The organism is Shewanella donghaensis, from assembly GCF_007567505.1.
In the GTDB taxonomy this organism is placed as follows: domain Bacteria; phylum Pseudomonadota; class Gammaproteobacteria; order Enterobacterales; family Shewanellaceae; genus Shewanella; species Shewanella donghaensis.
Genome location: NZ_CP041783.1, coordinates 3,288,770 through 3,312,664 on the forward strand (window position 1 = coordinate 3,288,770; position 23,895 = coordinate 3,312,664).

A 23,895-nucleotide genomic window follows, 5' to 3' on the forward strand; every position below is an offset into this window, starting at 1 on the left:
AAAGGTAAATAGACATGTCTCTTGAAAAATTTCATATCGTAAGATTGCTACAGCAGCAAAGCCAGGCATTAACAGATAATGTCGCACTCGAAGGATTTGAGACCGCCGCTCCATGGAATAAAGTTTCTTGGAGTCAATTTGATACTATTACCAATAAAGTTGCCCAACATTTGATTGATCTTGGACTACAAGTACAAGATAAAGTGGTTATTGTTGCGCAGAATAGCCCTCAATGGAGCTGTGCAGACATTGGTGCATTAAAAGCCCGTACCGTTGTTGTGCCTGTGTATCCTACAAGCCCAATGGAACAAGCGGTGTTTATTGTTAATGATGCCCGCGCCAAAGTTATTTTTGCTGGTGATGACAGTCAGTATGCAACAGCCTGTAAAATTCAAGCCCAGTGTCCTAGTGTTGAACACATTATCGTGTTTGATAGCAAAGTATCATTAGCATCAGACGAGCATTTCCATTTTGATGACTTACTTATTGCAGAGACAACGCCTGCAAGTGAAGCTGAGTTAACATTACGTTTATCGCAAACCAGCCTAGATGACTTACTGACCCTTATTTATACCTCAGGTACCACTGGCGACCCTAAAGGCGTGATGTTGGATTACCGCAATATCGCTTCTATGGTAGAACAGCATGATGCTGAAATTGCCTTTAAACCAGGTGATGTATCGTTAGCATTTTTACCCTTGAGCCATGTATTTGAGCGTGGTTGGAGTTTCTACGTACTTTGTCGTGGTGGCCATAATGTATATTTAAACGATACTAATCGCGTTAAAGAAGCCATTGCTGCAGTTAGACCGCACACATTATGTGTTGTGCCACGCTTTTTAGAAAAAGTGTATAGCGCCGTGCATGACAAAGTGAACAGTGCCCCAGCAATACGCCAAAAACTGTTTAACTGGGCTATTGGTGTCGGTTCGCGCCAGTTTGAAGTGGGACAAGGCCGCAAGCGTGCCAGTTTTGCTTTATCAGTACAGTGGAAGTTAGCAAATAAATTAGTCTTTAGTAAATTGCAGAATGTATTGGGCGGGCGTTTGAAATTTATGCCTGTCGGCGGTGCAGCGTTAGACGTGAATGTTGGTGGTTTTTTTCATAGTATCGGGGTGCCAATCCTATGTGGATATGGCATGACTGAAACCAGCGCAACAGTAACTTGTAATACCCTAAGTAATCGCGTTTCTGGTTCAAACGGTAAAACGTTACCAGCAATGGAAGTCAAAATCGGTAACAACAACGAGATTTTGGTCCGTGGTGATACGGTTATGCGCGGTTATTACAATCGCCCACAAGATACCGAAGAAGCGTTTGAAGATGGTTGGTTAAAAACCGGTGATGCAGGCATGTTAGATGCCGAAGGTAACTTATACATTACCGATCGTATTAAAGAGTTGATGAAAACGTCAAATGGCAAATACATCGCACCGCAGCGTGTAGAAGGTAAAGTCAGCTGTTGTCCATTCATCGAGCAGGTGGCCATTGTCGCTGATGCGCGTAACTATGTTTCAGCCTTAATTGTACCGGCATTTGAATCATTAGATGCATGGGCAAAAGAGAAAGGCATCACTTATGAGTCGCCACTTGAATTACTGCGTCACACCCATGTGATTGAGCATTTTGAACAGCGCTTAAAAGAGTTACAACATGAGTTAGCAGGATTTGAAAAAATCAAAAAGTTCACCCTGCTGCCTGAAGCATTTTCAATGGAATCAGGGTTAATCACCCCAACCATGAAACTGCGCCGTAAGAAGATTTACTCTAAGTACATCAGCGAAATTGATGCTATGTACGCAAAATAGCGAGCAAGCTAAGTAATTACGTGAATCGTGAAGAAAATTATTCAAAGGACACCTTAGGGTGTCCTTTTTTATGGGGTATTTTTAGACAAAAAAACTATTGCGCATGGGGTACGATGGTATTGCTAAATATGTAATCAAAACAGTTAGTCGCATAAGTGTTGAATCTTGACAATAAGTAACCAGATTAATTAATCACGAGAAAAAATAATGAAAATTACCCTGAAAATACTCACTACAACATTAATAGCCACCAGCTTACTCACTGGTTGTGCTTCAACTGACCCATACACGCCTGAAAGTGATAAAGACTTCGTTTACGACAATGACATGAGCTTTGCAATGAATGTAGTCGATGGCAGTTTGGGCTTTCACAACGGCCTACGTGACGCTAACCGACCTAAAGATGCTGACACGACTGCTGGCACAATGGATTACATTGCTGATGGTGTCATTGGTTTTGGTGGTGGAGGTATTGGTGGGGCATTCTTGAGTATGTTAGGCACTAACCAAGGTACTGCACCTCTGAATCGTGGCCTTTTGATTTCTTATGTACCTTCAAGTAGCCCACAAGATGCCATTAAGTTTGCCGTTAAAAAGATCAATGACAAAACATCTAATGAATTAAACAGTATTTATAGTCACCATATTTCAAGAGGTGGTCATATTTACAATATTTTTGAGGGTGAAGGGTGTAAACAGAAACAATTACATTATTCTTCACTTTACACTACTGAGTTTAATCAAAAATACAGTATTAACAATGAAAACCAATGTATTGGGAATGGTTACGTTAGTCCCTATATTTCTAAAATTACTTCGTTGACACCTAATAAGCATAAAGGACATTTTTATGTTGTGGTTTTTCCGTCCATAGACTTAGCGACTCCTATGAATATTTTAACAAATTTAGATGATTCGTTTTATTATTTCCAGCCTAAAACACGAAACCTAAGATTTCCATTTGTTTATCATAATAATGAAGCTTGGCTTTTCTTGGCCGATGAAAATAATACATCTATAACCAAAGACCAATTGTTAAAAACAAACCCAAACCTAAAACTTTAGTTTTGCATCTCACACACTAATGGTCTTGGGTAAACAGAGCAATCTATTTGCTCAGGATCAAAGGTGTCTTTGAACGCTAGAAGCTCTTTAATAGGATCGGTCTTCATTCGGTCGCCTTACCAGCGATAATCAAAAAGCAGAAGATAACATCACAGTAGTGTCATAAAAGGCCTATATTCTCAATTCAGTTTGCCTAACTGAACTTGCTACCTTTGAAAAAACTGAAACGCTATCAATACGAACGTTATGCCGTGTTATGCAAGGTGACGTATAAAGCTGATTTTAAACCTGAAAAATTAGGTTTTTCAGCCGAGTATTATCGTGAAATTGCTAATCGCTGGGGTAATGTATGTGCCCGCATATTATGGCGTGATGACAACAAAGAAGTGCTGGTGGTGTTTCGTGGATCGCAAACCGTTCATGAGTGGTTGATCAATTGTCAGTGCTGGCCTAAGTCTAAGCAATTTGTAGGTTGTCAGTATAATGTTCATGCTGGATATGATTATTTATTAGAACAACAAACCAATCCTATCGCCCCCGATTATAAGTCTGATGTGAGCCTATTCTCGCAGTTAGCATCGATTCTGAATCCATTGATTCAAGCGGGTAAAAGAGTGTCGTTAACAGGCCATTCCTCAGGTGGTGCTATGGCCATTCTGGCAGCTGATCGACTCGAGCGATTGTATCCTCATTCAATTAAACGGGTAGTGACCTTTGGTCAGCCTTCACCTGGTTTTAAAAGTTTTCAAAAAGCGTATTTATTACATCGACGTACTTATCGAATTTGTTGTGATATTGATGTGGTCACTTTTTTGCCGCCATTGCCAGGGATATTCTTTCATGTGGGGAAAATGCTGTGGCTTCATAATGAACGAGTTTACGAAAATACCCCACCCGTAAAGCGATTTTTATTGAGTATTTTTAGCTGGATAGCATCGCCCTTTGCATTTCATTACATGCATAAATACATCCGTAACAAAGACTTTTTCGATGATATTTAAAGGTGACTCTCTTATCAAGGTAGCTTAAGCTATTGCCATTCATTGTGATGACAACATCCGATAAAAACAGCATCTTAAAACAGCAGCTTCAAAAAATAAAAAGGACTTCCTCTGTGTCAGACACTCAATTCAGTATGAACCTCACTCCACGATTCTGTGAAACCGATGCTTTAGGGCACATCAACAACACGGTTATTCCAGTGTGGTTCGAGGCTGCGCGTGATCCTATTTTTGAGATTGTGAACCCTGGGCAAGACTTGTCAAAGTGGAACATGATTATTGCAGGTTTTACCATTGCCTTTAACGCGCCGACTTTTTATGGTGCTGAAGTGACAGTCAAAACCCATATCAGTCGCGTAGGAAATAGTAGTTTTGAAATAGCCCAAAGCTGTTGGCAAAATGGTCGTCAAACAGCCGAAGCCAAAACCACCATGGTGCATTACGATTACCAAGCTGAGAAAAGTAAACCGATGACTGATGCCGTTAAGGGCCAATTAGCAACACTAACCGGCCCAGCAGTTTAAGTTAAAACGAGGCGTATAACCCGATTATTGTGAATGCTGCTCTAAGGCGGTTAATAGTTCCGGTGTCAGAGTGGCTTTTTGCCCTGTTTTAAAATTAAACATCACCACTTTAGCGCTGCCTGTGGTGGTAATGGCTTGTTGTGCTTTACTAAAGATACGGTAATGCATGACAAAACGATCTTGCTGAATATCACTAATACTGACGCTTACCAGAACGGTATCGGGGAAGGTAACAGGGCGCTTAAATCTCGCCTGAGTCTCATTAAGCACCGGACCAATTGAGGTTTCTTTTAGATATTTCAACATGTTTATTTGATTGAAAAAATCGATTCTAGCAGTTTCAAAATAGCGAAAATAAACGACGTTATTAACGTGGTTAAGTGCATCCATTTCACCCCATGCAACAGGGATTTCAGTAATAATTGAATGTTGAGCAATAAACTGTTCCATAACACCACTTCATTTAAACGTTCGTTTGAATTTTTACAGAGTATCAGCACAGCGAACAATCAACAAGTGCAGCTAATTTTTGCTATCAATTAGGCAATATGTTTTGATGATCCATATAGATGTTATCGCCACGGAATGCGCTTAATTTGAAATCCTTAAACTATCCTCGATTAATGCAGCTAATTAATAAGCCTATTAATAGCTGGCGTTCGCTGCCAAGTGCCATCATGACATCCTGTCAAACGGTTATCAGTAGACTCACCGTGGCGCAAAAATTGTACTTTATTGCGTTTATTATGATGCTGAGTTTTGATGGTTCCGCCTTAGTGGGCGTCATTGCTATGTTCGCGATGCTAATAGAGTTTTGGCCGATGTTTACTAAAGCGTGGGAAAGCTTAGCGGGTAAAGCATTTTTATTATTGTTTTATGCCGTGATAGCAAACTTTTCTCTCGTCTGGGCTGGCTCAGTGGTCAATGAAGTCACTGGTATTTCTGCGGAACATTTAACATATACCCATAATTTAGTGGTGTTATTATATATGCCAGTGTGGTTTGTCGTGATCAGTGGTATGGCATTGATGTTGTTACAACCAGCGATCATGGTGTATTTTTTATTATTGCCATTTCTTAAATTGGTTGGTGTAAAAGCTATCCGGTTCACTAAGGGTGAGTATTACCGCAAGCGTACTCTGTTTGTTCGGGTTGTCCTGGCGTTTGTGGTACTGACAAACTTGTTTATGTTGGGTGATTTTGAAAATAGTTTTGAGAGCATTGATCCACAGGCCAGAATGGCGAGTTTATTAAAGGAAGAAGCCCAGCAACAGTTACAAAGTCAGGAGAGTCTCCCGAATTCAGATTCAACAGCTTCAGCTGTACCTGTAACGGTTGAAGAAGAGCCACTACCTGAAGAAGCGGAGCAATTACTTAAAGATATTACCGGAAAATCGGTTGCTGAAATTACAGCTGATGATTCTTTGAATATTAGTTTTACAGATAGTAAAACTGAACGTCGATATGACCTGATCCGTGAAGCATACCGTGTATTAGTTAGAAAGCTGGTAGCTGAATTTGTATTTTACTTAGAGTCCAATCAATATTCTCGTTGTCATACTGCTGCGGGTAGCAAGGTAGTTGAACTCAATGATTATGAAATATTAGAGATAGTGGCTGATGAAACAGGTAAGTATGGCTATACGTTCGTGGTAAAGCAGTGCATTTCCCCTGCATTTCCTGAGTCTTACTATGGTTCATAACCACTGTTCATAACCACTTTTCTTAACCGCGTTGATATGTCGCTTTTTTAGCTTGGATAAATTTCAGATACAAAAAAACGACCAGCAGGTCGTTTTTTATGGCATTGATTGCGAGTTAATCAAATGATAACTCAGCAAAACTTTTTATTTGAGCATATTTAGCCGTACGCTGATTATCAAAACGTACCATCTGGCGAGTATGTAACCCTGCAGATTCAGCGGCTTTTAATTCTTCAACCACATCAGATACAAATAATACCTGCTTAGGGCTTAAGCTAATGGTGTTAAGGATATTGCAGTAAGCCTGCTTATCTAACTTGTTGCCAGTACGCGTATCAAAGTGGCCACTGAACTTAGGGGTTAAATCACCAGCGTCACTGTGACTGAATAATAGTTTTTGTGCTTCGGCTGAACCTGAAGAGAAACTATAAATTCGGATATTGCCTGCTTCAAAGCGTGGCATAGCTTCGATAAAGTCTGGGTAGATATGGCCAGTGAATTCATTCGCGGCGTAACCTTGCTTCCAAATCAAACCTTGTAAGGTTTTTAATGGGGTTGCTTTACGGTCTTCATCAATCCACTGAGAAAGGATTTCAGTAACACGTTCAATTGAAGCATCAGCTTCTAATGCTAAGTCACGTACATCACTAATACAGTATTCAACTAATGGGTTGTGTTGGTTCTTTTCAAGAAAATCTCCCATCGCCTTTTTTGAATAAGGAAATAGTACATCTTGAATAAAATCTAGATCAGTGGTGGTGCCCGCTGTATCTACGATAATCGCTCTAATACCCATAATGAATATGTACTCCAATCCTTAAATTTGCTTGTTCAAGATCCTAAGCTTTATTGGGGCTATTGGCTAGTCAAAAAAGCCTCTTGTGGCTGAGTAATTCTCAAATCCACGCAAGGGCTTTAGATTTGGCTGGCATTTATATGGTTAAAAGCTAAATAAGCGTTAGCAATACCCGTAGCATTTAATAAACTTATTGCAGAATAGGTGAGAATGACTACAACATTAGGTATGATGAATTCAATTACTTAGGTAAAAACACCATCACCTTAAAAGGCTATTACTATGATCTCAAAATGGGCAAAACGATTTTTCCAAATGGCGGAACTAGTAGGCTCTTGGAGTAAAGACCCCTCGACACAAGTGGGGGCGGTGATTACCAAGCATAATCGTATCGTTTCAGTTGGGTTTAATGGTTATCCCCATGGGATTTCTGACAGCGCAGAAACTGATGATCGTGAAATGAAGTTATTAAAAACCCTGCATGCTGAAGAAAATGCGATTTTATTTGCCAAAAGAGACTTAGGTGAGTGTGATATTTGGGTGACGCATTTTCCTTGTCCTAACTGCGCTGCAAAGATTATTCAAACCGGTATCACAGGGGTGTATTGCCCTGAACAAAGTGAAGATTTTCTGTCTCGTTGGGGTGACAAAATTAAAGTTAGCCAGGATATGTTCTTACAAGCGGGCGTTAAGGTGCATTGGCTGCCAATGAGCGAGCTGACTGAGGATTAATTATCCAGTATCGCTTTATTGTTAAGTCGCCTGCATTGGCGACTTTTTTGTTTCTCGCTCACTATGGTATTAATTAGCCAGCATCTCTCGTTATTTTCATTCCTTTCTTATGTTATACCTCATCGACATTATCTAGCTTATACAAGACGTTAAACCTGCTTTGCATGATGCACAACTTATTCTTCGTGCTGTTGCGCTAGTTATTAAGCCATTTAAGAAGTCGTCGATCAATTAGATTTTGTTCAATAATATTTTTATCAATTAGATTAATCTAATGATTGTGATCAATATCAATAAAACATCTACCTCTTTTGGGTAACATATTTAACAAGGCATTAAAAATGCAATTTGTCTTAAAAATTTAAATTAAGAATGGATGAGGTAAAGATGATGAAAACAAAAATAATGATGACAGTGGGTGTAATGGTGATGTGTTTATTGGCTGGTAACTGCTTTGCTGCTGATGGTGGTAACCCTAAAAAAGGAAAACACCTTTATAAAAAGCAATGTAAAAGCTGCCATAGCGTCAGTAGTGAAGGGCCTGAATTAACACCCATGGCCAAAACCATGAGCCAATGGGATCGTTTTTTCAAGCGTGATCAACATAAAGGTAAGCCAGAAGTATTCAAAGCGTTATCCGAAAAAGACCTTAAAGATATTCAACAGTTTCTCTATGACCATGCAGCAGATTCTGACCAGCCACAAACGTGCGGGTAAAGATAACGTGCTGATCCTGATGAAGGTTTTAACTTAAGTCAGCACCATCATTAGTTAATCAAATTTAAAAGCAGAAAAAATGTGCGAATAGCTCAGGGATTTCTGCACCAAAAATTTAACCAAACTGCTGAAATTTATGGCTTGGTTAAATATAAGGAACACAAATTATGCGTACTTTAATATCAATACTCGTAGCAAATGCCTTAGCGTTTAGCGGTGCCGCACTGGCGGCAGACCCAAGTGATGATGCTCAGAAAATGATAGATTTAAAGCAGCAATTAACCGAGATAACAGAAGAGTTAGATGATCTAAATTCTCGGGTGGATAAAACAGAGCGTCATAGCGCTTTAGATAGACTAACAATAACCGGTGATTTTAGAACCAAGGTGCATTCATTGCATTATCAAAATGTCACATGGAATCCCGCAATTAATGTTAATTTTTCTGATTTTGGCGCTAAAGCAATGTCAGGTGCTTTTGGTGATCCCAACAGTGCCGACTCGCCACTCGGTCAAATGATGGCAATGAATCCTGCTTTGGCTCAAGCATTTCAAAGTGGTCAATTACAAGGTGTTATGCCTTATGTACTTGCCCCTAAAACCGTTCAAGATATCGATAACGACTTACTTTATACCACTCGTTTGCGCTTAAATATGAAAGCTAAAGTGTGGGATAACGTCAGTTTTGCAGGTCGATTGTCTATGTATAAAAACTGGGGTGACTCAACGGGAACTCAAGTATTTGACTCATGGCGCTCATTTACTATGGATGGCACCAGTAGCGGTAATACCAGTGGCGACTGGTTAAGAGTAGAAAGAGCCTACTTTGACTGGCGGAATATCGGCGGCAGCCAAACTTACTTATCTATTGGACGACGTCCGTCAACTTATGGCCCTCCAAGTCATTACCGTGAAAATGAAATGCGTGGCGGTACGCCATCAGGCCATTTGGTTAATTTTAACTTTGATGGTGCCACCTTGGGATACAAGTTAGGTGAACTAACAGGTATCGAAGGACAAGTGGTGCGCTTTTGTTACGGTCAAGGTTTTGAGTCTCAATGGGGCAATGGTGAAATGTTTGGCGATATCGTCACCAAAGATACGCATCTCGGCGGGTTCAATATTGATGTAGTCAATGACGGCAACCATTTCTTACAACTAACCATGTTTGGTGCTAAAGATGTTAATGACGGCTTTAAAGGCACTATGGCATTCCCAACTCAGTTAGCGGGTATTTTTGCCCCAACAATGTACCAAGATATGCAAAAGTTCGACAATTTTAACTTTGTCACTCGCGTACAGCCCAGTGGTGTGATTGGTGACATGTACTTAGGTGGTTTGGGTTACGCCTATGAATCAGATGATGACTTTAAAGCTTTTGCTTCATTGGGTTGGACACGCGCTGAGTCAAATGGCAACAGCGGTATGTTTGGTGGCATGTTATCTGATGCTGTTTTTGAAGCTCAACTTAACAGTACGGGTACCGAAATCATTATGATGCCAACCGTTGCAGATGATGCATCGTCTAAAGATGGTTATGGCTTATATGTAGGCTTTCAAATGCCGGCTCCAATGGGAAAATTTGGCTTAGAGTATAACTATGGTTCTGAATATTGGACTCCATTTACTCAAGCACAGGATGATCCTATTGGCAGTAAATTAGCCACCCGTGGTCATGTGGCTGAAGCCTATTACATCTTTGATATTAATCCCCGCATGTTCATCAAGTTAGCCGGACTTTATTACGACTATGAATATACCGGCAGTGGTACGCCAGTGGGCGCGCCGCAAAAAGTGGATGATGTTATTGCGGGTACTTCATATTCAATGCTGCCTGTAGTCGATACTGCTTATGATGTTAATGCATCATTAACTGTTAATTTCTAACCGTGACGCCCCTGCGGTGCAGGGGCAAGGAGTTTATTATGAAAACCATGATGATGACTGTCGGGTTAGTCTTTTTCAGTCAGATGGCCCATGCAGAGTTTGATCATAAAGAAGTGCTAACTGGCCCTTTTACCCAAGGGACTGAAGTGACTGAGCAATGTATTGAATGTCATGAAGACCATGCAAAAGAATTTATGAAGTCTTCCCATTGGACTTGGGAGTTAGAACAAGAGTTACCAGGACGTACCGTCATGCGCGGTAAAAAGAATAGTATCAATAATTTTTGTGTTTCTATTAGCGGCAATGAACCTCGCTGTACCAGTTGTCATGCTGGCTATGGCTGGGAAGATAATAGTTTTGATTTTGCCGACATGACCAAGGTAGATTGCTTAGTGTGTCATGACACTACGGGGACTTATGTCAAAGATCCCAAAGGTGCAGGTGAACCCTTAGCGAAAGTTAATCTCATGCGAGTTGCTCAAAATGTAGGCCAGCCGGTGCGGGATAACTGCGGTACTTGCCATTTCTATGGGGGCGGCGGTGATGCGGTTAAGCATGGTGATTTAGATTCTTCTATGTCGTACCCAGAAAAAGATACTGACGTGCACATGGATACTGATGGCAATGATTTTCAGTGTCAGACCTGTCACACCACCGAAAGTCATCAAATTACCGGTAATGCGATGGGGGTTTCACCGGGTGGAGAAACACCGATTGGTTGTGAAAACTGCCATGACAGTGCACCTCACGAGAATAAAAAACTTAATACCCATACTGCAGCCGTTGCCTGTCAAACCTGTCACATTCCATTTTTTGCTCGCAATGAGCCAACAAAAATGCGTTGGGATTGGTCTACAGCGGGTCAAAAACTCGCTGAAGATACTGATGAAAATGGCAAACATACTTTCATGAATAAGAAGGGCAGTTTCATTTGGCAAAAAATGGTGCCACCACAATATGCTTGGTTTAATGGCCGTGCTGATGCCTACATGGCAGGCGATAAGCTTGACCCAAGTGAAGTGGTAAAACTGAATTATCCTTTAGGTGATATTAGCGATACTAAAGCCAAAATATATCCTTTTAAAGTGCATACAGGGAAGCAAATCTACGACACTAAACTCAATATCTTAATTACCCCAAAAGTGTTTGGTAAAAATGGTTATTGGGACAAGTTTGACTGGGGTTTAGCGGCAAGGTTAGGTATGGAAGCCAACCCAACCATGATAGAAAAAGGCCTAAGTTATAGCGGCAAGCATGGTTTTGTTGAAACTGAAATGTGGTGGCGTATCAACCACATGGTTTCGCCAAAAGAACAAGCTCTGAAGTGCAGCGATTGTCATAACAAAGGCGAACGTCTTGACTGGCAGGCACTAGGTTATGAAGGCGACCCGATGAAAAATAAACAGGGCAAACGTCATCAAACGGATTAAAGCTTTTATCTAAGTTAGGTGGCAGTTGATGACTAAAAGTGCTTAGCCTGTTGAGGGCTAAGCACTTTTTTCTGTATTTTTGTCTGATCGCAACCAGTATGGATAATCGTTATTTACTGATGTACTAGCACACCATTCTTCACCACGTCTTTACAAGGGTTAACGCCGTAAGAGTAAGCTAATTGTGCTGGGGTGCTAATATTCCATAAACAAAAATCGGCTGTCATTCCTATGGCTAAACTGCCTACTTCATTTTCAATACCCAAGGCTTTAGCGGCATTAATCGTTACCCCTTTCAATGCTTCTTCAGGCGTTAATTTGAATAAGGTACAGGCCATATTGAGCATTAATAATGTCGAGCAAATAGGCGATGAACCTGGGTTAAAGTCACTGGCAACCACCATTGGCACATTATGCTTTCGCAATAGCTCTATTGGCGGCATCTGAGTTTCACGCAAGAAATAATAAGCGCCAGGAAGCAATGTGGCGCAGGTACCACTTTGACTTAGTGCAATAACGCCTTCTTCGTCGAGATATTCAATATGGTCGACAGATTTAGCCCCAAGTTTGGCTGCCATTGCTGAGCCGCCTAAGTTAGACATTTGTTCTGCATGGAGTTTGATATCTAATCCAGCCTCTTTTGCGGCGGTTAATACTCGCTCCGTCTGCTCAAGGTTAAAGGCAATGTTTTCACAAAAGACATCAACGGCATCTGCAAGGTTTTGCTCGATTACAGCGGGTAGCATTTCGTTAATGACCAAATCGATATAGGCGTCACTTCTTTCAGTGCTGCCTTTAGTATCTTTATATTCAGCTGGTATCGCATGCGCGCCTAAGAAAGTGGTTTTTACATCCACATGATGGTTGCGGCCAAGCTCGCGGGCCACTTTAAGGATTTTGATTTCCGTTTTAGTATCGAGACCATAACCAGATTTTATCTCGACTGTGGTGACACCTTCTTTGGCTAGGGCGTTTAATCTTTGCCTGCCAAGATCAAATAGCTCGGCTTCATCAGCTTCTCGACACGCTTTTACGGTTGAAATAATCCCACCGCCAGCACGGGCGATATCTTCATAGCTGGCACCGTTGAGGCGCATTTCAAATTCATTGGCTCTGTTACCTGCAAAGACTAAATGGGTATGGGCATCTATCAGGCCGGGTGTTATCCAGCCGCCTCTGCCGCGATAAACAGGCATTTCGAATACATCAAATTCAGGCATTTCTTTTCGAGGGCCCATCCAAGCTATTTTACCGTCTTTTACCGCAATTGCTGCATCAGTAATCGCTCCGTAAGCTTCTGAATTACTTGGATCCATTGTAGCTAAGTTGACATCAATCCAAACGTGATCCCACGACATGACTGCTCCTGAAAATGACTTGTTGTATAAACTTTATCATAAAACAATACTTGTTTTCACTTGTATATACAAGGTAAGGTTAATGTAGAGATTTTAATCACATCAGATGATGGGTGAAGATAGTGTTGGCAAAATTCGCACAAATAAAGCAATCAATTCTGGCTAGAATTGAAGCCGGAGAGTGGCAAGAGAATGATCAAGTTCCTTCAGAAAATCAATTAGCTGAATCATTTTCTTGTAGCCGCATGACGGCAAGAAGGGCATTGACTGAATTGGTCGAAGCGGGCGTTTTAGAGCGGACTCAAGGTCTTGGTACTTTTGTTGCTGGGCTTAAGTCTCAGTCATCTTTACTCGCCATTCGAAATATTGCTGACGAGATAAAAGACCGTGGTCATGGTTACAGTGTTAAACAACTCAAACTGACTAAAATAGCGGCCTCAAGACCTGTTGCCACAGCATTAGGTTTAGAGATTGGCGATTCAGTGTATTACTCTGTGCTCGTTCATTGTGAGCAAGATGCGCCATTACAAGTTGAAGAGCGTTTTGTGAACCCAGAGCTTGTTCCTGACTATCTTAATCAAGACTTTACCCAGTTAACTCCTCATGAATATCTATCTGAGGTGGCGCCTTTAACCGAAGCCCGCCATCGTATCGAAGCCATCATTGCCAGCGAGCAAATGCAGCAATTATTAACGATTGAGCCAACTGAGCCCTGTTTACAAATTTTACGCCGCACCTGGTCTCGAAAAGGCGTAGTGAGCTTTGCTCGTCTCGTTCATCCTGGCAGCAAGTTCAGCTTAGGTGGACATTTAACGTTTAATGGCTAATGTTTAGTGGCTGTCAGTCAGGCGAAATTGAACCGAATGTAACAGCAAGAAAGCTATACCAACAACAGCAATACCAATACCAACATAAGAATAAATATCATAGCAACCAAACTGACCTAGTTAGTTGAAGAGGAAAATATGGATAACACCATTAGTAAAAGACATGATCCTAGCCGCCGAATTATTGCCCCTCATGGCAGTAAATTGAGTTGTAAAAGCTGGATGACAGAAGCGCCAATGAGGATGTTAATGAACAACTTACATCCTGATGTGGCTGAACGACCAGAAGATTTAGTGGTTTATGGCGGTATTGGTCGTGCTGCGCGAGACTGGGAATGTTACGACAAAATTATTGAAGTACTACAACGTCTTGAAGAAGATGAAACCTTGATGGTGCAATCGGGTAAACCTGTAGGGGTATTTAAAACCCACAGTAATGCACCGCGAGTAATTATTGCTAACTCCAACCTAGTACCACATTGGGCCAACTGGGAGCACTTTAACGAGCTGGATAAAAAAGGTTTGGCTATGTATGGCCAAATGACAGCGGGCTCGTGGATATATATTGGCTCACAAGGCATTGTTCAAGGTACTTACGAAACATTTGTCGCCATGGCAAAACAACACTTTGGCGGTTCATCTGCGGGTAAGTGGATTCTAACCGGTGGTCTTGGCGGCATGGGCGGCGCGCAGCCATTAGCGGGCACCATGGCGGGTTATTCAGTATTAACCTGTGAGGTGGATGAAACCCGTATTGATTTTCGTCTGCGGACTCAATATGTCGATAAGAAAGCCACCACTCTTGATGAAGCATTAGCGATGATTGATGAGGCTAATGCTTCTGGTAAGCCGGTATCCGTTGGCTTACTGGGTAACGCAGCCGATATTTTTGCTGAGTTAGTTGAGCGTGGTATTACCCCTGATGTGGTGACCGATCAGACTTCTGCCCATGACCCTCTCAATGGTTATTTACCTCAAGGCTGGACATTAGAGCAAGCTGCCGAAATGCGTAAAGCGGATGAAGCAGCAGTGGTTAAAGCGGCCAAGCAGTCAATGGCGGTGCAAGTTAGAGCAATGTTGGCGCTGCAAGCTGCTGGCGCAGCCACAACAGATTACGGAAATAACATTCGTCAAATGGCCTTTGAGGAAGGGGTTGAAAACGCCTTTGATTTCCCTGGTTTTGTACCAGCTTATGTACGTCCACTATTTTGTGAAGGTATTGGACCATTTCGCTGGGTGGCATTATCGGGCGACCCAGAAGATATTTATAAAACTGATGCCAAAGTGAAAGAGCTTATTCCTGATAATCCACACTTGCATAACTGGCTTGATATGGCCCGAGAGCGTATTGCCTTCCAAGGTTTGCCATCACGTATTTGTTGGGTGGGATTAAAAGATCGTGCCCGTTTAGCATTAGCGTTTAACGAGATGGTTAAAACTGGCGAACTATCAGCGCCGATTGTTATTGGGCGTGATCATTTAGACTCTGGCTCGGTTGCCAGTCCTAATCGTGAAACCGAATCAATGCTCGATGGCTCTGATGCGGTATCGGATTGGCCATTAATGAATGCCTTACTCAATACCGCAAGTGGCGCGACATGGGTGTCATTACACCATGGCGGCGGAGTAGGTATGGGCTTTAGTCAGCACTCTGGTGTAGTAATTGTTGCTGATGGTAGCGATGATGCAGCCGTTAGGTTAGGTCGGGTTTTATGGAATGACCCTGCGACGGGCGTAATGCGTCACGCTGATGCTGGATATGAACTTGCGCAACAATGCGCTGAAGAACAAGGCCTAGATTTGCCAATGCAAGGAGCAAAATAATGACTGCCACACCTTATAAACTGTTACTAAAACCAGGCACATTAACGTTATCGCAATTACGCAGTATTGGCCGTGGTTCAGTTCATCTAACATTAGCAGAAGAAGCGATACCTGAAATTAATACTAGTGCCGCGATCGTGCAACAAGTGTTAGATGAAGGCCGCACTGTTTATGGCATTAATACTGGCTTTGGTTTGCTCGCTAACACTAAAATTGCCCCTGAAGATTTGCAGCTATTACAACGCTCAATTGTATTGTCCCATGCAGCAGGTATTGGCCAATACATGCAAGATGCCACTGTGCGCTTAATGATGGTGTTGAAAATTAACTCGTTGAGCCGTGGTTTTTCTGGTATTCGATTAGAGGTGATTAACTTCCTAATTCAGTTGGTTAATGCGGGTGTTTATCCGTGTATTCCTGAAAAAGGCTCTGTGGGGGCATCAGGTGATTTAGCGCCGTTATCGCACATGTGTTTACCTATGCTGGCAGAAGGTGAAATGAGCTACCAAGGTCAAATCATTACTGCTGCTGAAGGCCTTGAAATTGCGGGGCTAAAACCAATAGAGCTTGCGGCAAAAGAAGGGTTAGCATTGCTTAATGGCACGCAAGCTTCTACAGCATTAGCACTTGAAGGTTTATTCCACGCTGAAGATTTATTTGCGGCGAGTTCAGTTATTGGCTCAATGAGTGTTGAAGCTGCCATGGGCAGTCGCAGTCCATTTGATGCGCGTATTCATGCGGCACGTGGCCAGAAAGGCCAAATTGATTCAGCGGCAATCTTCCGTTACTTACTCGGTGATGAGTCTGAAATCAGCCAAAGCCATGTAGATTGTGAAAAAGTGCAAGATCCGTATTCTCTGCGCTGCCAACCACAAGTGTTGGGTGCGTGTTTAACGCAAATTCGCCATGCCAGTGATGTGTTGGCAGTAGAAGCAAATGGCGTAACTGACAATCCATTAGTGTTCCAAGACACGGGCGATATTATTTCAGGTGGTAACTTCCATGCTGAACCTGTCGCGATGGCTGCCGATAATTTAGCTATCGCCATTGCAGAGTTAGGCTCGATTGCTGAGCGTCGTATCGCGTTGCTGATTGATTCTAGTTTATCGAAATTACCGCCATTTTTAGTCAATAATGGGGGGGTTAACTCAGGTTTTATGATTGCTCAGGTAACGGCAGCAGCATTAGCATCTGAAAACAAAACCTTTGCTCATCCAGCTTCTGTGGATAGTTTGCCTACATCGGCGAATCAAGAAGATCATGTGTCTATGGCAACTTTTGCAGCGCGTCGTTTACGTGATATGTCAGAAAACACCCGTGGTGTGCTAGCGATTGAATTGCTATCGGCAGCGCAAGGGTTAGATTTCCGTACTCCACTAATGCCAAGTGAGGCAGTGACTAAAGCCAAAGCTGAGTTACGTGAAGTGGTCGCGTACTACGATAAAGATCGCTTCTTTGCTCCTGATATTGAAGCGGCAACCGATCTACTTTATAGCGCGAGTTTCAATGCCTATTTACCGAAAGGCATGTTCAGTAGCTTTAGCTAATAACGTGGCTAGACTGCTTTAATTGCTTTTTTAGATAGCGATTGATGATAACTACTGCTGATAGCGATGGTTGATAGTTAAGGCTGTTAGTCAATAAAAAAGGACCTTCGGGTCCTTTTTTATATGAGTCATTTATATGAATTAAATCAGCGCTAAATCAATACTACATGGTGACACCGATTGAGAATACTGCGGCATCAGAAGTGGTATCGTAACCAGCTCCGATAACGAAACCATTCATGATGGTGTATCGAATACCAAACTCGACACCCCATTCTTTTTGACGGTCACGCTCCCATACAGGTTCAGCGCCTTCAATGGGATGAACGATGTTATTGGTAGTGTTTTCTTCATAAATGAATGCGGTAGCGCCGCTATATACACTGAGGTCTTCAGTTAAGCTGTAGCTTAAGCCAAAGCGCCACATGTATTCTTTAGCATTGCCTTCACCGGGTTCTGGTACATCAAGATCGTATTTACTTCCCCAAGCGTAACCAACGTAATAGCCCCAATTGGCATAGTCAGGGTCGAAGTGTTTTACCGCGAGGGTAACACCAAACATATCGCCTCTGGTGTCGATATAATCCACTAACAAAGCAACCGAGGGTTCAAATTGTTGCTCTTCAGCCACGATAGCGTGCGCATTGTTGCTTACTGTAACTAGGCTAAAAGTCATGATAATGGCAAGCCAGAACTGTTTCATAGGAACCTCAATTGATTTTAATATCTTAATGGTAAGCTATGCGGCTTGTAGGTCAATAAGTGCGCTTAAATTTGCTGGTATTGACACTGAAAAGCATTTAAATGTTGTGGTGTTGTTTGTTTGCTGTGCTAATTTGACAACGAATATGTCAGTGAGTTGAATATCCGCTAATTAATGGATAAATATGATATTTTATACCACTCTCATTAAGTGCTTCTCACAGTAAATTGTGGGCGGTGATTGTAGAGGTGAGTTTTTCAATCGGTTAAGTGATTAAGGAATTATAGCGTGGATAATGAATTACGGGCGGATATCGCAAGTTGGTTGCTAGATGCTGGGGTGAATAGTCAGCCCTCAGATGGTGTTGCGACGTCAATTTTACTATTAGCTATTTTTATCATAGCAACCATCGCTTATTACATTACTCGCAAAGTCTTTGTAAAAGCCGTTAATGCAATGATCCGTAAGTCTACAGTCACTTGGGATGATATTTTCATGCGTTACGGCGTATTGGAAAAGTTGGCCTTACTAGTACCGATAATGACCTTGGATTTATTAATCCCCATTATTTTAACTCACCAGGATTTATTGGGCACTATTATAGACCGTGGCCTAAGTGTGCTGGTGGTCATTTTTGTTATCCGCGCCATTTATTCCTGCCTAGATGCCATTAATGAAATTTCTGATGTTAGGCTGATCAGTCGTCGATTACCGGTTAAAAGTTTTGTACAACTATTTAAGCTGTTTCTCTTCTTTATCGGTTTTATCATTTCAATCTCGGTGATTGCTGATGAGTCACCTATTTACTTTCTCAGTGGTTTAGGTGTCGCAACGGGTTTAGTGATGTTGGTGTTTAGAGACACCATTTTAGGTTTTGTTGCTGGTATTCAATTAGCTGCTAACCGTATGGTCAGTAAAGGCGATTGGATTCAAATGGACAAATATGGCGCCGATGGTGCTGTAGATGAAGTGTCACTTAATACGGTAAAAGTGCGTAATTGGGATAATACCATTACCATGATCCCTGCTTATGCGCTGGTATCTGATGCCTTTAAAAACTGGCGTGGAATGTCTGAAAAGGGCGGCCGTCGAATTAAACGGTCGATTAACCTTGATGTGAATAGTATTCATTTTCTGACTGAAGACGATATGGTTCGTTTGTCGAAAGTTAATTATTTAAAAGATTACTTTCCTAAAGTGTGTTCTGAGATTAGCCATGCTAATGAAACAGTCAATGATATTGATATGCCTGTTAATGGCAGACGCTTAACCAATGTGGGGACTTTTAGGGCGTATTTAGATGCGTATTTGCGTCAAAATAATAAGCTACACAAAGACATGACTTTGATGGTTAGGCAACTTGCTCCAACCCCTGAAGGCTTACCAATAGAGCTGTATGTGTTTACTAATGATATTCGCTGGGCATTTTATGAAGGCATTCAAGCTGATATATTTGACCATATCTTTGCCATATTACCCGAGTTTGGATTACGTGCATTTCAACAGCCAACGGGTGAGGATATTCGTAGTATTAAAGCGCATGAGTGAATTAGCGAATAAGTGAATTAGCGAATTAATGCTTATTGACGGCTGATGGAATATAAACCGGGACAACCTTGGGGTGACGCCCGGTAATTTCACGAAAAAAATCTAATAGTGTATTGATATCAGTCGCCATGTCACCGCTTGGTTGTATCGGCTGATTGAGTACAATGGATTTGGTTTTAAAGTCGATTCCTACAGCAATTATCGGTACATTGGCTTTACTGGCAATATGATAAAAACCTGTTTTCCATCGTGTTACTGGGCTTCTTGTTCCTTCTGGCGCAAGGGCTAATTTATATTGGTTGTTATCGCTAAATAACTGCACCGCAGTATCGACCATATTATTGTTTTTGCGTCGGTCGACAGGGCTTCCACCTAAGGCTTTAAAAAACCAACCCCATGGCGGAATAAACAATTGGTGCTTACCTAAAAAGTTAATTTTAATTCCCAATGCGAACCGAGCAACAATACCAATAACAAAGTCCCAATTACTGGTGTGAGGGCCAACAACCATAATGAATTGCCCATCTGCAGAGACTTCTCCCTTAAACTTCCAGCCATTGATGGTCAGTAGCCATAAACAAAATTTATTAAACATGCACTATTTTCCAGTTTATTTGATTCTGTTACGCTAGAATCTAACGATAACAGAATGAATTTCTATATTATTTTAGTTATGAATCGTACTTTTTGCCTCTGATAATCCAAGGTCTTGAGTAGAAACGATGTAAATAACATAACTGATAAATCATGTAATACAAAAGTATCAAGATTAAAGCTGCTCTAGCATTGTGCTGAGTCATTTCAATCTTGGTATTAAAAGGAGAGTGTGTGAAGCACCCTATAGCTATTTTATTTGCAGTATTGCTGAGTGGATATTCCACAATGCTCATTGCCCAAGTTCAATCAGAAGTTAAGCAAGAAGCTCAGTCAGAATCTAATTTAGAATCTAAGTCAGAAGCTGCTCAGGTTGAAGCTAAGCTAGAAACGGCTCAGGCAGCCTCAGATGTTGATCTTAAACAGGTTGAGCTAAAAGTTGCACCGCTTAAACCTACTTCATCCGCTAAAGTCCAAGTTGGCGTTATTGAACCTATTGCATCTATCGATAACTCAGCTGAGCAAGTATTAACAGCGGAAACAGCGGTAGCAGAAGCTGTGGTTAATACTAACGAGGACGTAATTACTGAAGCGGTCATTGTTAATGAAGAAAGTACGGCTAATGTAGAGGCTGTTAAGGACGAATATAGGCCAATAGAACAAGCTATCACCGCGATGGAGCTTGATAGCCAATCGGTGTCTTTAAGCGAAGTAAATGTGAATAGTGCAATACCAACGGATCGGATCCGTGCGGTAATATCTCAACAAGAAAAGGCGTGGAATAGCGGTGACCTTGACGCTTATATGCAAGGTTACTGGAAAAGTGATAGCTTGCGTTTTGTGTCAAACGGCAAATTCAGCTATGGCTGGGACTCTATTTTAACGAGCTATAAAAAAAGCTATCCTGATTCTGCACGGATGGGAAAGCTATCATTTAATGTCAAAGAAATTAAGATGTTGAGTAACTATTCTGCATTGGTTGTTGGTCGATGGCAGTTAGAGCGCACCAAAGATAAACCGAGTGGTGTGTTTACATTACTAATTGAACGTATAGACGATAAATGGGTTATTACTCACGATCATTCATCAGATTAATTGTTCTATATATTATGAGCTTAGGGGTTAAATTTGTGATATCACCAGTCTAATTCCCTCAGTTTGTAATTTTACTTTTATCACTCACTTTCCCGGTAATACCAAGCCTATTTTCCCAAGTTTTGATTTTATCTTCATTACTCACTTCCTTGATATTACAAAGTGTTGTTGTCCCAAGTTTCTGGCTTTTCCGTCATATCTGACTTCATTAAAATCAGTATTACCCTGATTATCTTGCATCACGATACTGGTTGAGCGAGTACCGTATTCTGGGTGTTGAATAAAGATTGATGACAATAATCGTTCCCACTCAAGACCAATACCTGTGCTTGGCAAGCTGCTATCTTCAGCTTGGGATTCATCGCGCATAAACGCCAACATTTTTTCAATGTCTGGTTCTTTAGTATTTAATAAATGCTGCTCTAGCGCTTGTTGTCCCTTTGCCATTTTAGGCCAAATATCATCAACAGCGCCATTACTGACCGCATGGAAACCTTGGGTCAGTTGGGTATTTTCAGCAGTAACACTATTAAAACAGAAAAGTTGTCCCTGCTGCTGGTAAACAAGATTGAACGGGCTGTAATTGACACTATGTTGTTGTAACCACTCTAGGGTGAACTCAGCATCAGACTTTAATGCTTTAAGGACAAGTTCACCGCGACTTCTTAGTCCTTCAGCTTGTTGATTACGAATATTGGTTAACGCTGCAAAATGACCCGATTGATTAACCCCAAGCCAGGTGCCGCCAGCTTGGAGGTCTTTACCTGCAAGTATTTGATTAGGGTTTGGTGATTGGCTGTTATGAGGAGCGGGCCAGAAATGTGCAGCTTCAGTGGCGCGATGATGAAACTCATCTCGATTAGCACACACAATGAGTGGCCATTGAGGATGCATGTCTACAGCAATAAATAAAATACACATAGGCTTGTAGGCTCAGTTATTCAGTCGATGATAAATCATCATAACCTGAATAACTCGAGCCTGACAGTAGTGCCATTTGGAGATTGGTCTGCTTACATTTAATTAGCACACTCGATTCGAACACGAGTTTAGTGTGTCAGCCTAATGTGCAGTTTTAATGCGGGTGCTTATGTTCTGAGTGTTTGTGTTCACTGTGCTTATGATCTGTACTCGATTGCGTTTCATTTATATGATCATGTGTGTGCTCAGTATGTGCGTGATCATGGGAGTGAGTTTTAAACTTCATCATTAGGCGGCTTAAGAATTTGCGTGGTCCCAAGCGTAATAAGCTGGCACTGAAAATTAATCCAACAATCACGAGAGCGGCAATATTAACGCTATTTGGCAAGGTGAGTAATTGATGCCAGTCTACTAAATATTGCTGGGCGAATAACAGTGCTACCGCTAATACTGCGGATAAAGAAAGGCGCATCGGCCAGTTCATCAGCTTTAATTGGCTAATACTCAATACTGGCGCAGCAATAAGCGCAAACGCGACGGCGACATTGCTCCAGCCACTATAGGCCAATGATAACGCCAATACAGCAGCACCCAAATTACAAAAACGCATGGGTAAAAATACCGCTAACAAGATGAGTACTTGCAGTGCAGGGTGTTCTAAATGTACCGACGGGTGACCAATAAGGTTGGCTAGAATTAAACTAAGCGCAATCCAAGGAGCGCTTCTATCCACCAAATGTGCGAACCCAAATCGCCAAGCTGAATCAGGTAAATTCTCGTGCGGATCGGTTAGTTCCACTTTTCCTAAACTGAGTAATGTACCAATCGCCAGCAATGAAATTGCTTGATATATCGCAAACCAAGGGCCCAATAATAATAAGGTAATGAGCAGTGCTTCGGGGCCTGCTAAACGTTGCAGCCAACGGCTGGATAAGCCGCTGTCCTGAGGCGTTAAGCCCGCTTTAAAGCGAGCCGTTGCAATCAGGTAACTGGCGATTAAGATTGGTGATATGGTTAATAGCCAAGACATAAACTGATCTGATCCATGACCATGATGTGCGTGTTCATGGGCATGCCCACCACTGTCCATCACCAATAGTACGGTTAGTAGCGCGACGCCCAATAAACTGCCTATTCCAGCTTGATACTGGTAGCGACCTTGGTGATCTTCTTCGTGTTGTCCGTGAGGCTGATGCAGCACCACATGTAAAATAGAACCGGTAACAAAGGCCTGTAAATAAACGGTATTATCTAAGCTGAGATTATTAAGTAATTGTTCACCAGCAAAGTAGCCTACACCAGTTAGCACCATCATTGCTGCTAATACTATGCTGGCCCAGCGAGTTCCAACTTGGGGCTTTAACAGCCACCAAATGGCTACACCGACAGGTAAGCGGTGCATAATTACCCCAAGTGCAAGTAGGCTTGAATTGCCTTCTTGTTGCGCCAACACCATTGCGCCACCATCAGTAATGGTGTGCAGTAATAATCCACCGATACCTAAAGTAAGGGTGACATTATGGGTGATGTCTGAATATCGATGAAATAGCCGCTCACTGGCAGTCGGTCCCCATAAGCCAAGCACCACAAAGATCAAGGTGATAAAACCACCATGTTCAAGGAGTTCTGGCAAAATATGGATAAGCACCAATCCGCCTAAAGAGACGAAGATAAATCCATCTAAGCCTTTTTGTAGACCACTTCCCGATGAGAAGTAGCGATAAAAAAGCGGTCCGAATAATAGTGCAATACAACTAGCAGCTAGATAAAGCATGGAATCCAAAAGAATCAAAGAAATGGAAAAAACAACGCAGTA

At 41.8% G+C, this 23,895-nt stretch carries 21 protein-coding genes; 14 read left to right on the forward strand and 7 right to left on the reverse strand.

The annotated features are described in order from the left end of the window. Positions 1–14 precede the first annotated feature (14 nt). From FPK91_RS14010 to FPK91_RS14025, 4 genes are all read left to right on the forward strand, one after another. Positions 15–1,808 carry an AMP-dependent synthetase/ligase gene (locus tag FPK91_RS14010; protein WP_144211824.1) on the forward strand — a complete coding sequence of 598 codons (1,794 nt, stop codon included), beginning with the start codon at positions 15–17 and terminating at the stop codon, positions 1,806–1,808. Between the two features lie 207 nt (positions 1,809–2,015). Further along, positions 2,016–2,873, forward strand: a complete 858-nt coding sequence (locus FPK91_RS14015) for a hypothetical protein (protein ID WP_144211825.1) — start codon at positions 2,016–2,018, stop codon at positions 2,871–2,873. Between the two features lie 212 nt (positions 2,874–3,085). Next, positions 3,086–3,874, forward strand: a complete 789-nt coding sequence (locus tag FPK91_RS14020) for a lipase family protein (protein WP_144211826.1) — start codon at positions 3,086–3,088, stop codon at positions 3,872–3,874. Between the two features lie 113 nt (positions 3,875–3,987). Then, complete coding sequence (locus FPK91_RS14025; RefSeq protein ID WP_144211827.1) at positions 3,988–4,398, forward strand: acyl-CoA thioesterase; 411 nt, start codon at positions 3,988–3,990, stop codon at positions 4,396–4,398. Positions 4,399–4,422: 24 nt separating this feature from the next. Here the strand turns inward: FPK91_RS14025 and FPK91_RS14030 are convergent, their stop codons facing one another. Continuing rightward, positions 4,423–4,848 carry an acyl-CoA thioesterase gene (locus FPK91_RS14030; protein ID WP_144211828.1) on the reverse strand — a complete coding sequence of 142 codons (426 nt, stop codon included), beginning with the start codon at positions 4,846–4,848 and terminating at the stop codon, positions 4,423–4,425. 146 nt (positions 4,849–4,994) lie between these two features. On the opposite strand from FPK91_RS14030, the gene FPK91_RS14035 reads away from it, so the two are divergent. Further along, entirely contained in the window at positions 4,995–6,101 is a 1,107-nt protein-coding gene (locus FPK91_RS14035) for a hypothetical protein (RefSeq protein ID WP_144211829.1), read from the forward strand. A 115-nt stretch (positions 6,102–6,216) separates the two neighbouring features. Here the strand turns inward: FPK91_RS14035 and mtnC are convergent, their stop codons facing one another. Beyond that, the gene (gene mtnC / locus FPK91_RS14040) at positions 6,217–6,897 is read right to left on the reverse strand and encodes an acireductone synthase (protein ID WP_144211830.1); all 681 of its coding nucleotides are present in this window, start codon (positions 6,895–6,897) and stop codon (positions 6,217–6,219) included. A 282-nt stretch (positions 6,898–7,179) separates the two neighbouring features. Here mtnC and FPK91_RS14045 point away from each other — a divergent pair, with 282 nt between their 5' ends. From FPK91_RS14045 to FPK91_RS14060, 4 genes are all read left to right on the forward strand, one after another. Beyond that, the gene (locus FPK91_RS14045) at positions 7,180–7,629 is read left to right on the forward strand and encodes a dCMP deaminase family protein (RefSeq protein WP_144211831.1); all 450 of its coding nucleotides are present in this window, start codon (positions 7,180–7,182) and stop codon (positions 7,627–7,629) included. 387 nt (positions 7,630–8,016) lie between these two features. Beyond that, on the forward strand, positions 8,017–8,346 hold the full coding sequence (locus FPK91_RS14050; RefSeq protein ID WP_144211832.1) for a c-type cytochrome: 330 nt from the start codon (positions 8,017–8,019) through the stop codon (positions 8,344–8,346). A 167-nt stretch (positions 8,347–8,513) separates the two neighbouring features. Beyond that, the gene (locus FPK91_RS14055) at positions 8,514–10,232 is read left to right on the forward strand and encodes a DUF3373 domain-containing protein (protein ID WP_144211833.1); all 1,719 of its coding nucleotides are present in this window, start codon (positions 8,514–8,516) and stop codon (positions 10,230–10,232) included. 38 nt (positions 10,233–10,270) lie between these two features. Next, on the forward strand, positions 10,271–11,662 hold the full coding sequence (locus tag FPK91_RS14060; protein ID WP_144211834.1) for a tetrathionate reductase family octaheme c-type cytochrome: 1,392 nt from the start codon (positions 10,271–10,273) through the stop codon (positions 11,660–11,662). 113 nt (positions 11,663–11,775) lie between these two features. Here FPK91_RS14060 and hutI read toward each other — a convergent pair whose 3' ends face one another. Continuing rightward, positions 11,776–13,020: an imidazolonepropionase gene (gene hutI / locus FPK91_RS14065; RefSeq protein ID WP_144211835.1), complete on the reverse strand. Its 1,245-nt coding sequence runs from the start codon at positions 13,018–13,020 to the stop codon at positions 11,776–11,778. 119 nt (positions 13,021–13,139) lie between these two features. Here hutI and hutC point away from each other — a divergent pair, with 119 nt between their 5' ends. The 3 genes from hutC to hutH all read left to right on the forward strand — a co-directional run bounded on the left by hutC (position 13,140) and on the right by hutH (position 17,218). Continuing rightward, on the forward strand, positions 13,140–13,847 hold the full coding sequence (hutC, locus tag FPK91_RS14070; protein ID WP_144214426.1) for a histidine utilization repressor: 708 nt from the start codon (positions 13,140–13,142) through the stop codon (positions 13,845–13,847). 150 nt (positions 13,848–13,997) lie between these two features. Then, the gene (gene hutU / locus FPK91_RS14075) at positions 13,998–15,671 is read left to right on the forward strand and encodes a urocanate hydratase (RefSeq protein WP_144214428.1); all 1,674 of its coding nucleotides are present in this window, start codon (positions 13,998–14,000) and stop codon (positions 15,669–15,671) included. Then, on the forward strand, positions 15,671–17,218 hold the full coding sequence (gene hutH / locus FPK91_RS14080) for a histidine ammonia-lyase (RefSeq protein ID WP_144211836.1): 1,548 nt from the start codon (positions 15,671–15,673) through the stop codon (positions 17,216–17,218). Before hutU ends, hutH begins: the two co-directional genes overlap by 1 nt. A gap of 163 nt (positions 17,219–17,381) precedes the next feature. On the opposite strand, the gene FPK91_RS14085 is transcribed toward hutH, so the two are convergent. Next, a complete protein-coding gene (locus FPK91_RS14085) occupies positions 17,382–17,921 on the reverse strand; it encodes a TonB-dependent receptor (protein WP_144211837.1) in 540 nt (179 codons plus the stop codon). Between the two features lie 288 nt (positions 17,922–18,209). On the opposite strand from FPK91_RS14085, the gene FPK91_RS14090 reads away from it, so the two are divergent. Beyond that, positions 18,210–19,469: a mechanosensitive ion channel family protein gene (locus FPK91_RS14090; RefSeq protein WP_144211838.1), complete on the forward strand. Its 1,260-nt coding sequence runs from the start codon at positions 18,210–18,212 to the stop codon at positions 19,467–19,469. A 25-nt stretch (positions 19,470–19,494) separates the two neighbouring features. On the opposite strand, the gene FPK91_RS14095 is transcribed toward FPK91_RS14090, so the two are convergent. Further along, the gene (locus tag FPK91_RS14095) at positions 19,495–20,064 is read right to left on the reverse strand and encodes a lysophospholipid acyltransferase family protein (protein ID WP_144211839.1); all 570 of its coding nucleotides are present in this window, start codon (positions 20,062–20,064) and stop codon (positions 19,495–19,497) included. 674 nt (positions 20,065–20,738) lie between these two features. Here FPK91_RS14095 and FPK91_RS14100 point away from each other — a divergent pair. Next, positions 20,739–21,158 (forward strand): YybH family protein, encoded by a 420-nt coding sequence (locus FPK91_RS14100; protein ID WP_144214430.1) that lies wholly within the window; start codon positions 20,739–20,741, stop codon positions 21,156–21,158. 141 nt (positions 21,159–21,299) lie between these two features. Here the strand turns inward: FPK91_RS14100 and FPK91_RS14105 are convergent, their stop codons facing one another. Together FPK91_RS14105 and FPK91_RS14110 are read right to left on the reverse strand one after the other, a co-directional pair. Further along, positions 21,300–22,079, reverse strand: a complete 780-nt coding sequence (locus FPK91_RS14105) for an NRDE family protein (protein ID WP_144211840.1) — start codon at positions 22,077–22,079, stop codon at positions 21,300–21,302. Between the two features lie 154 nt (positions 22,080–22,233). Next, positions 22,234–23,853, reverse strand: coding sequence for a metal transporter (locus FPK91_RS14110; RefSeq protein WP_144211841.1), 1,620 nt, complete (start codon positions 23,851–23,853; stop codon positions 22,234–22,236). Between the last annotated feature and the right edge of the window lie 42 nt (positions 23,854–23,895).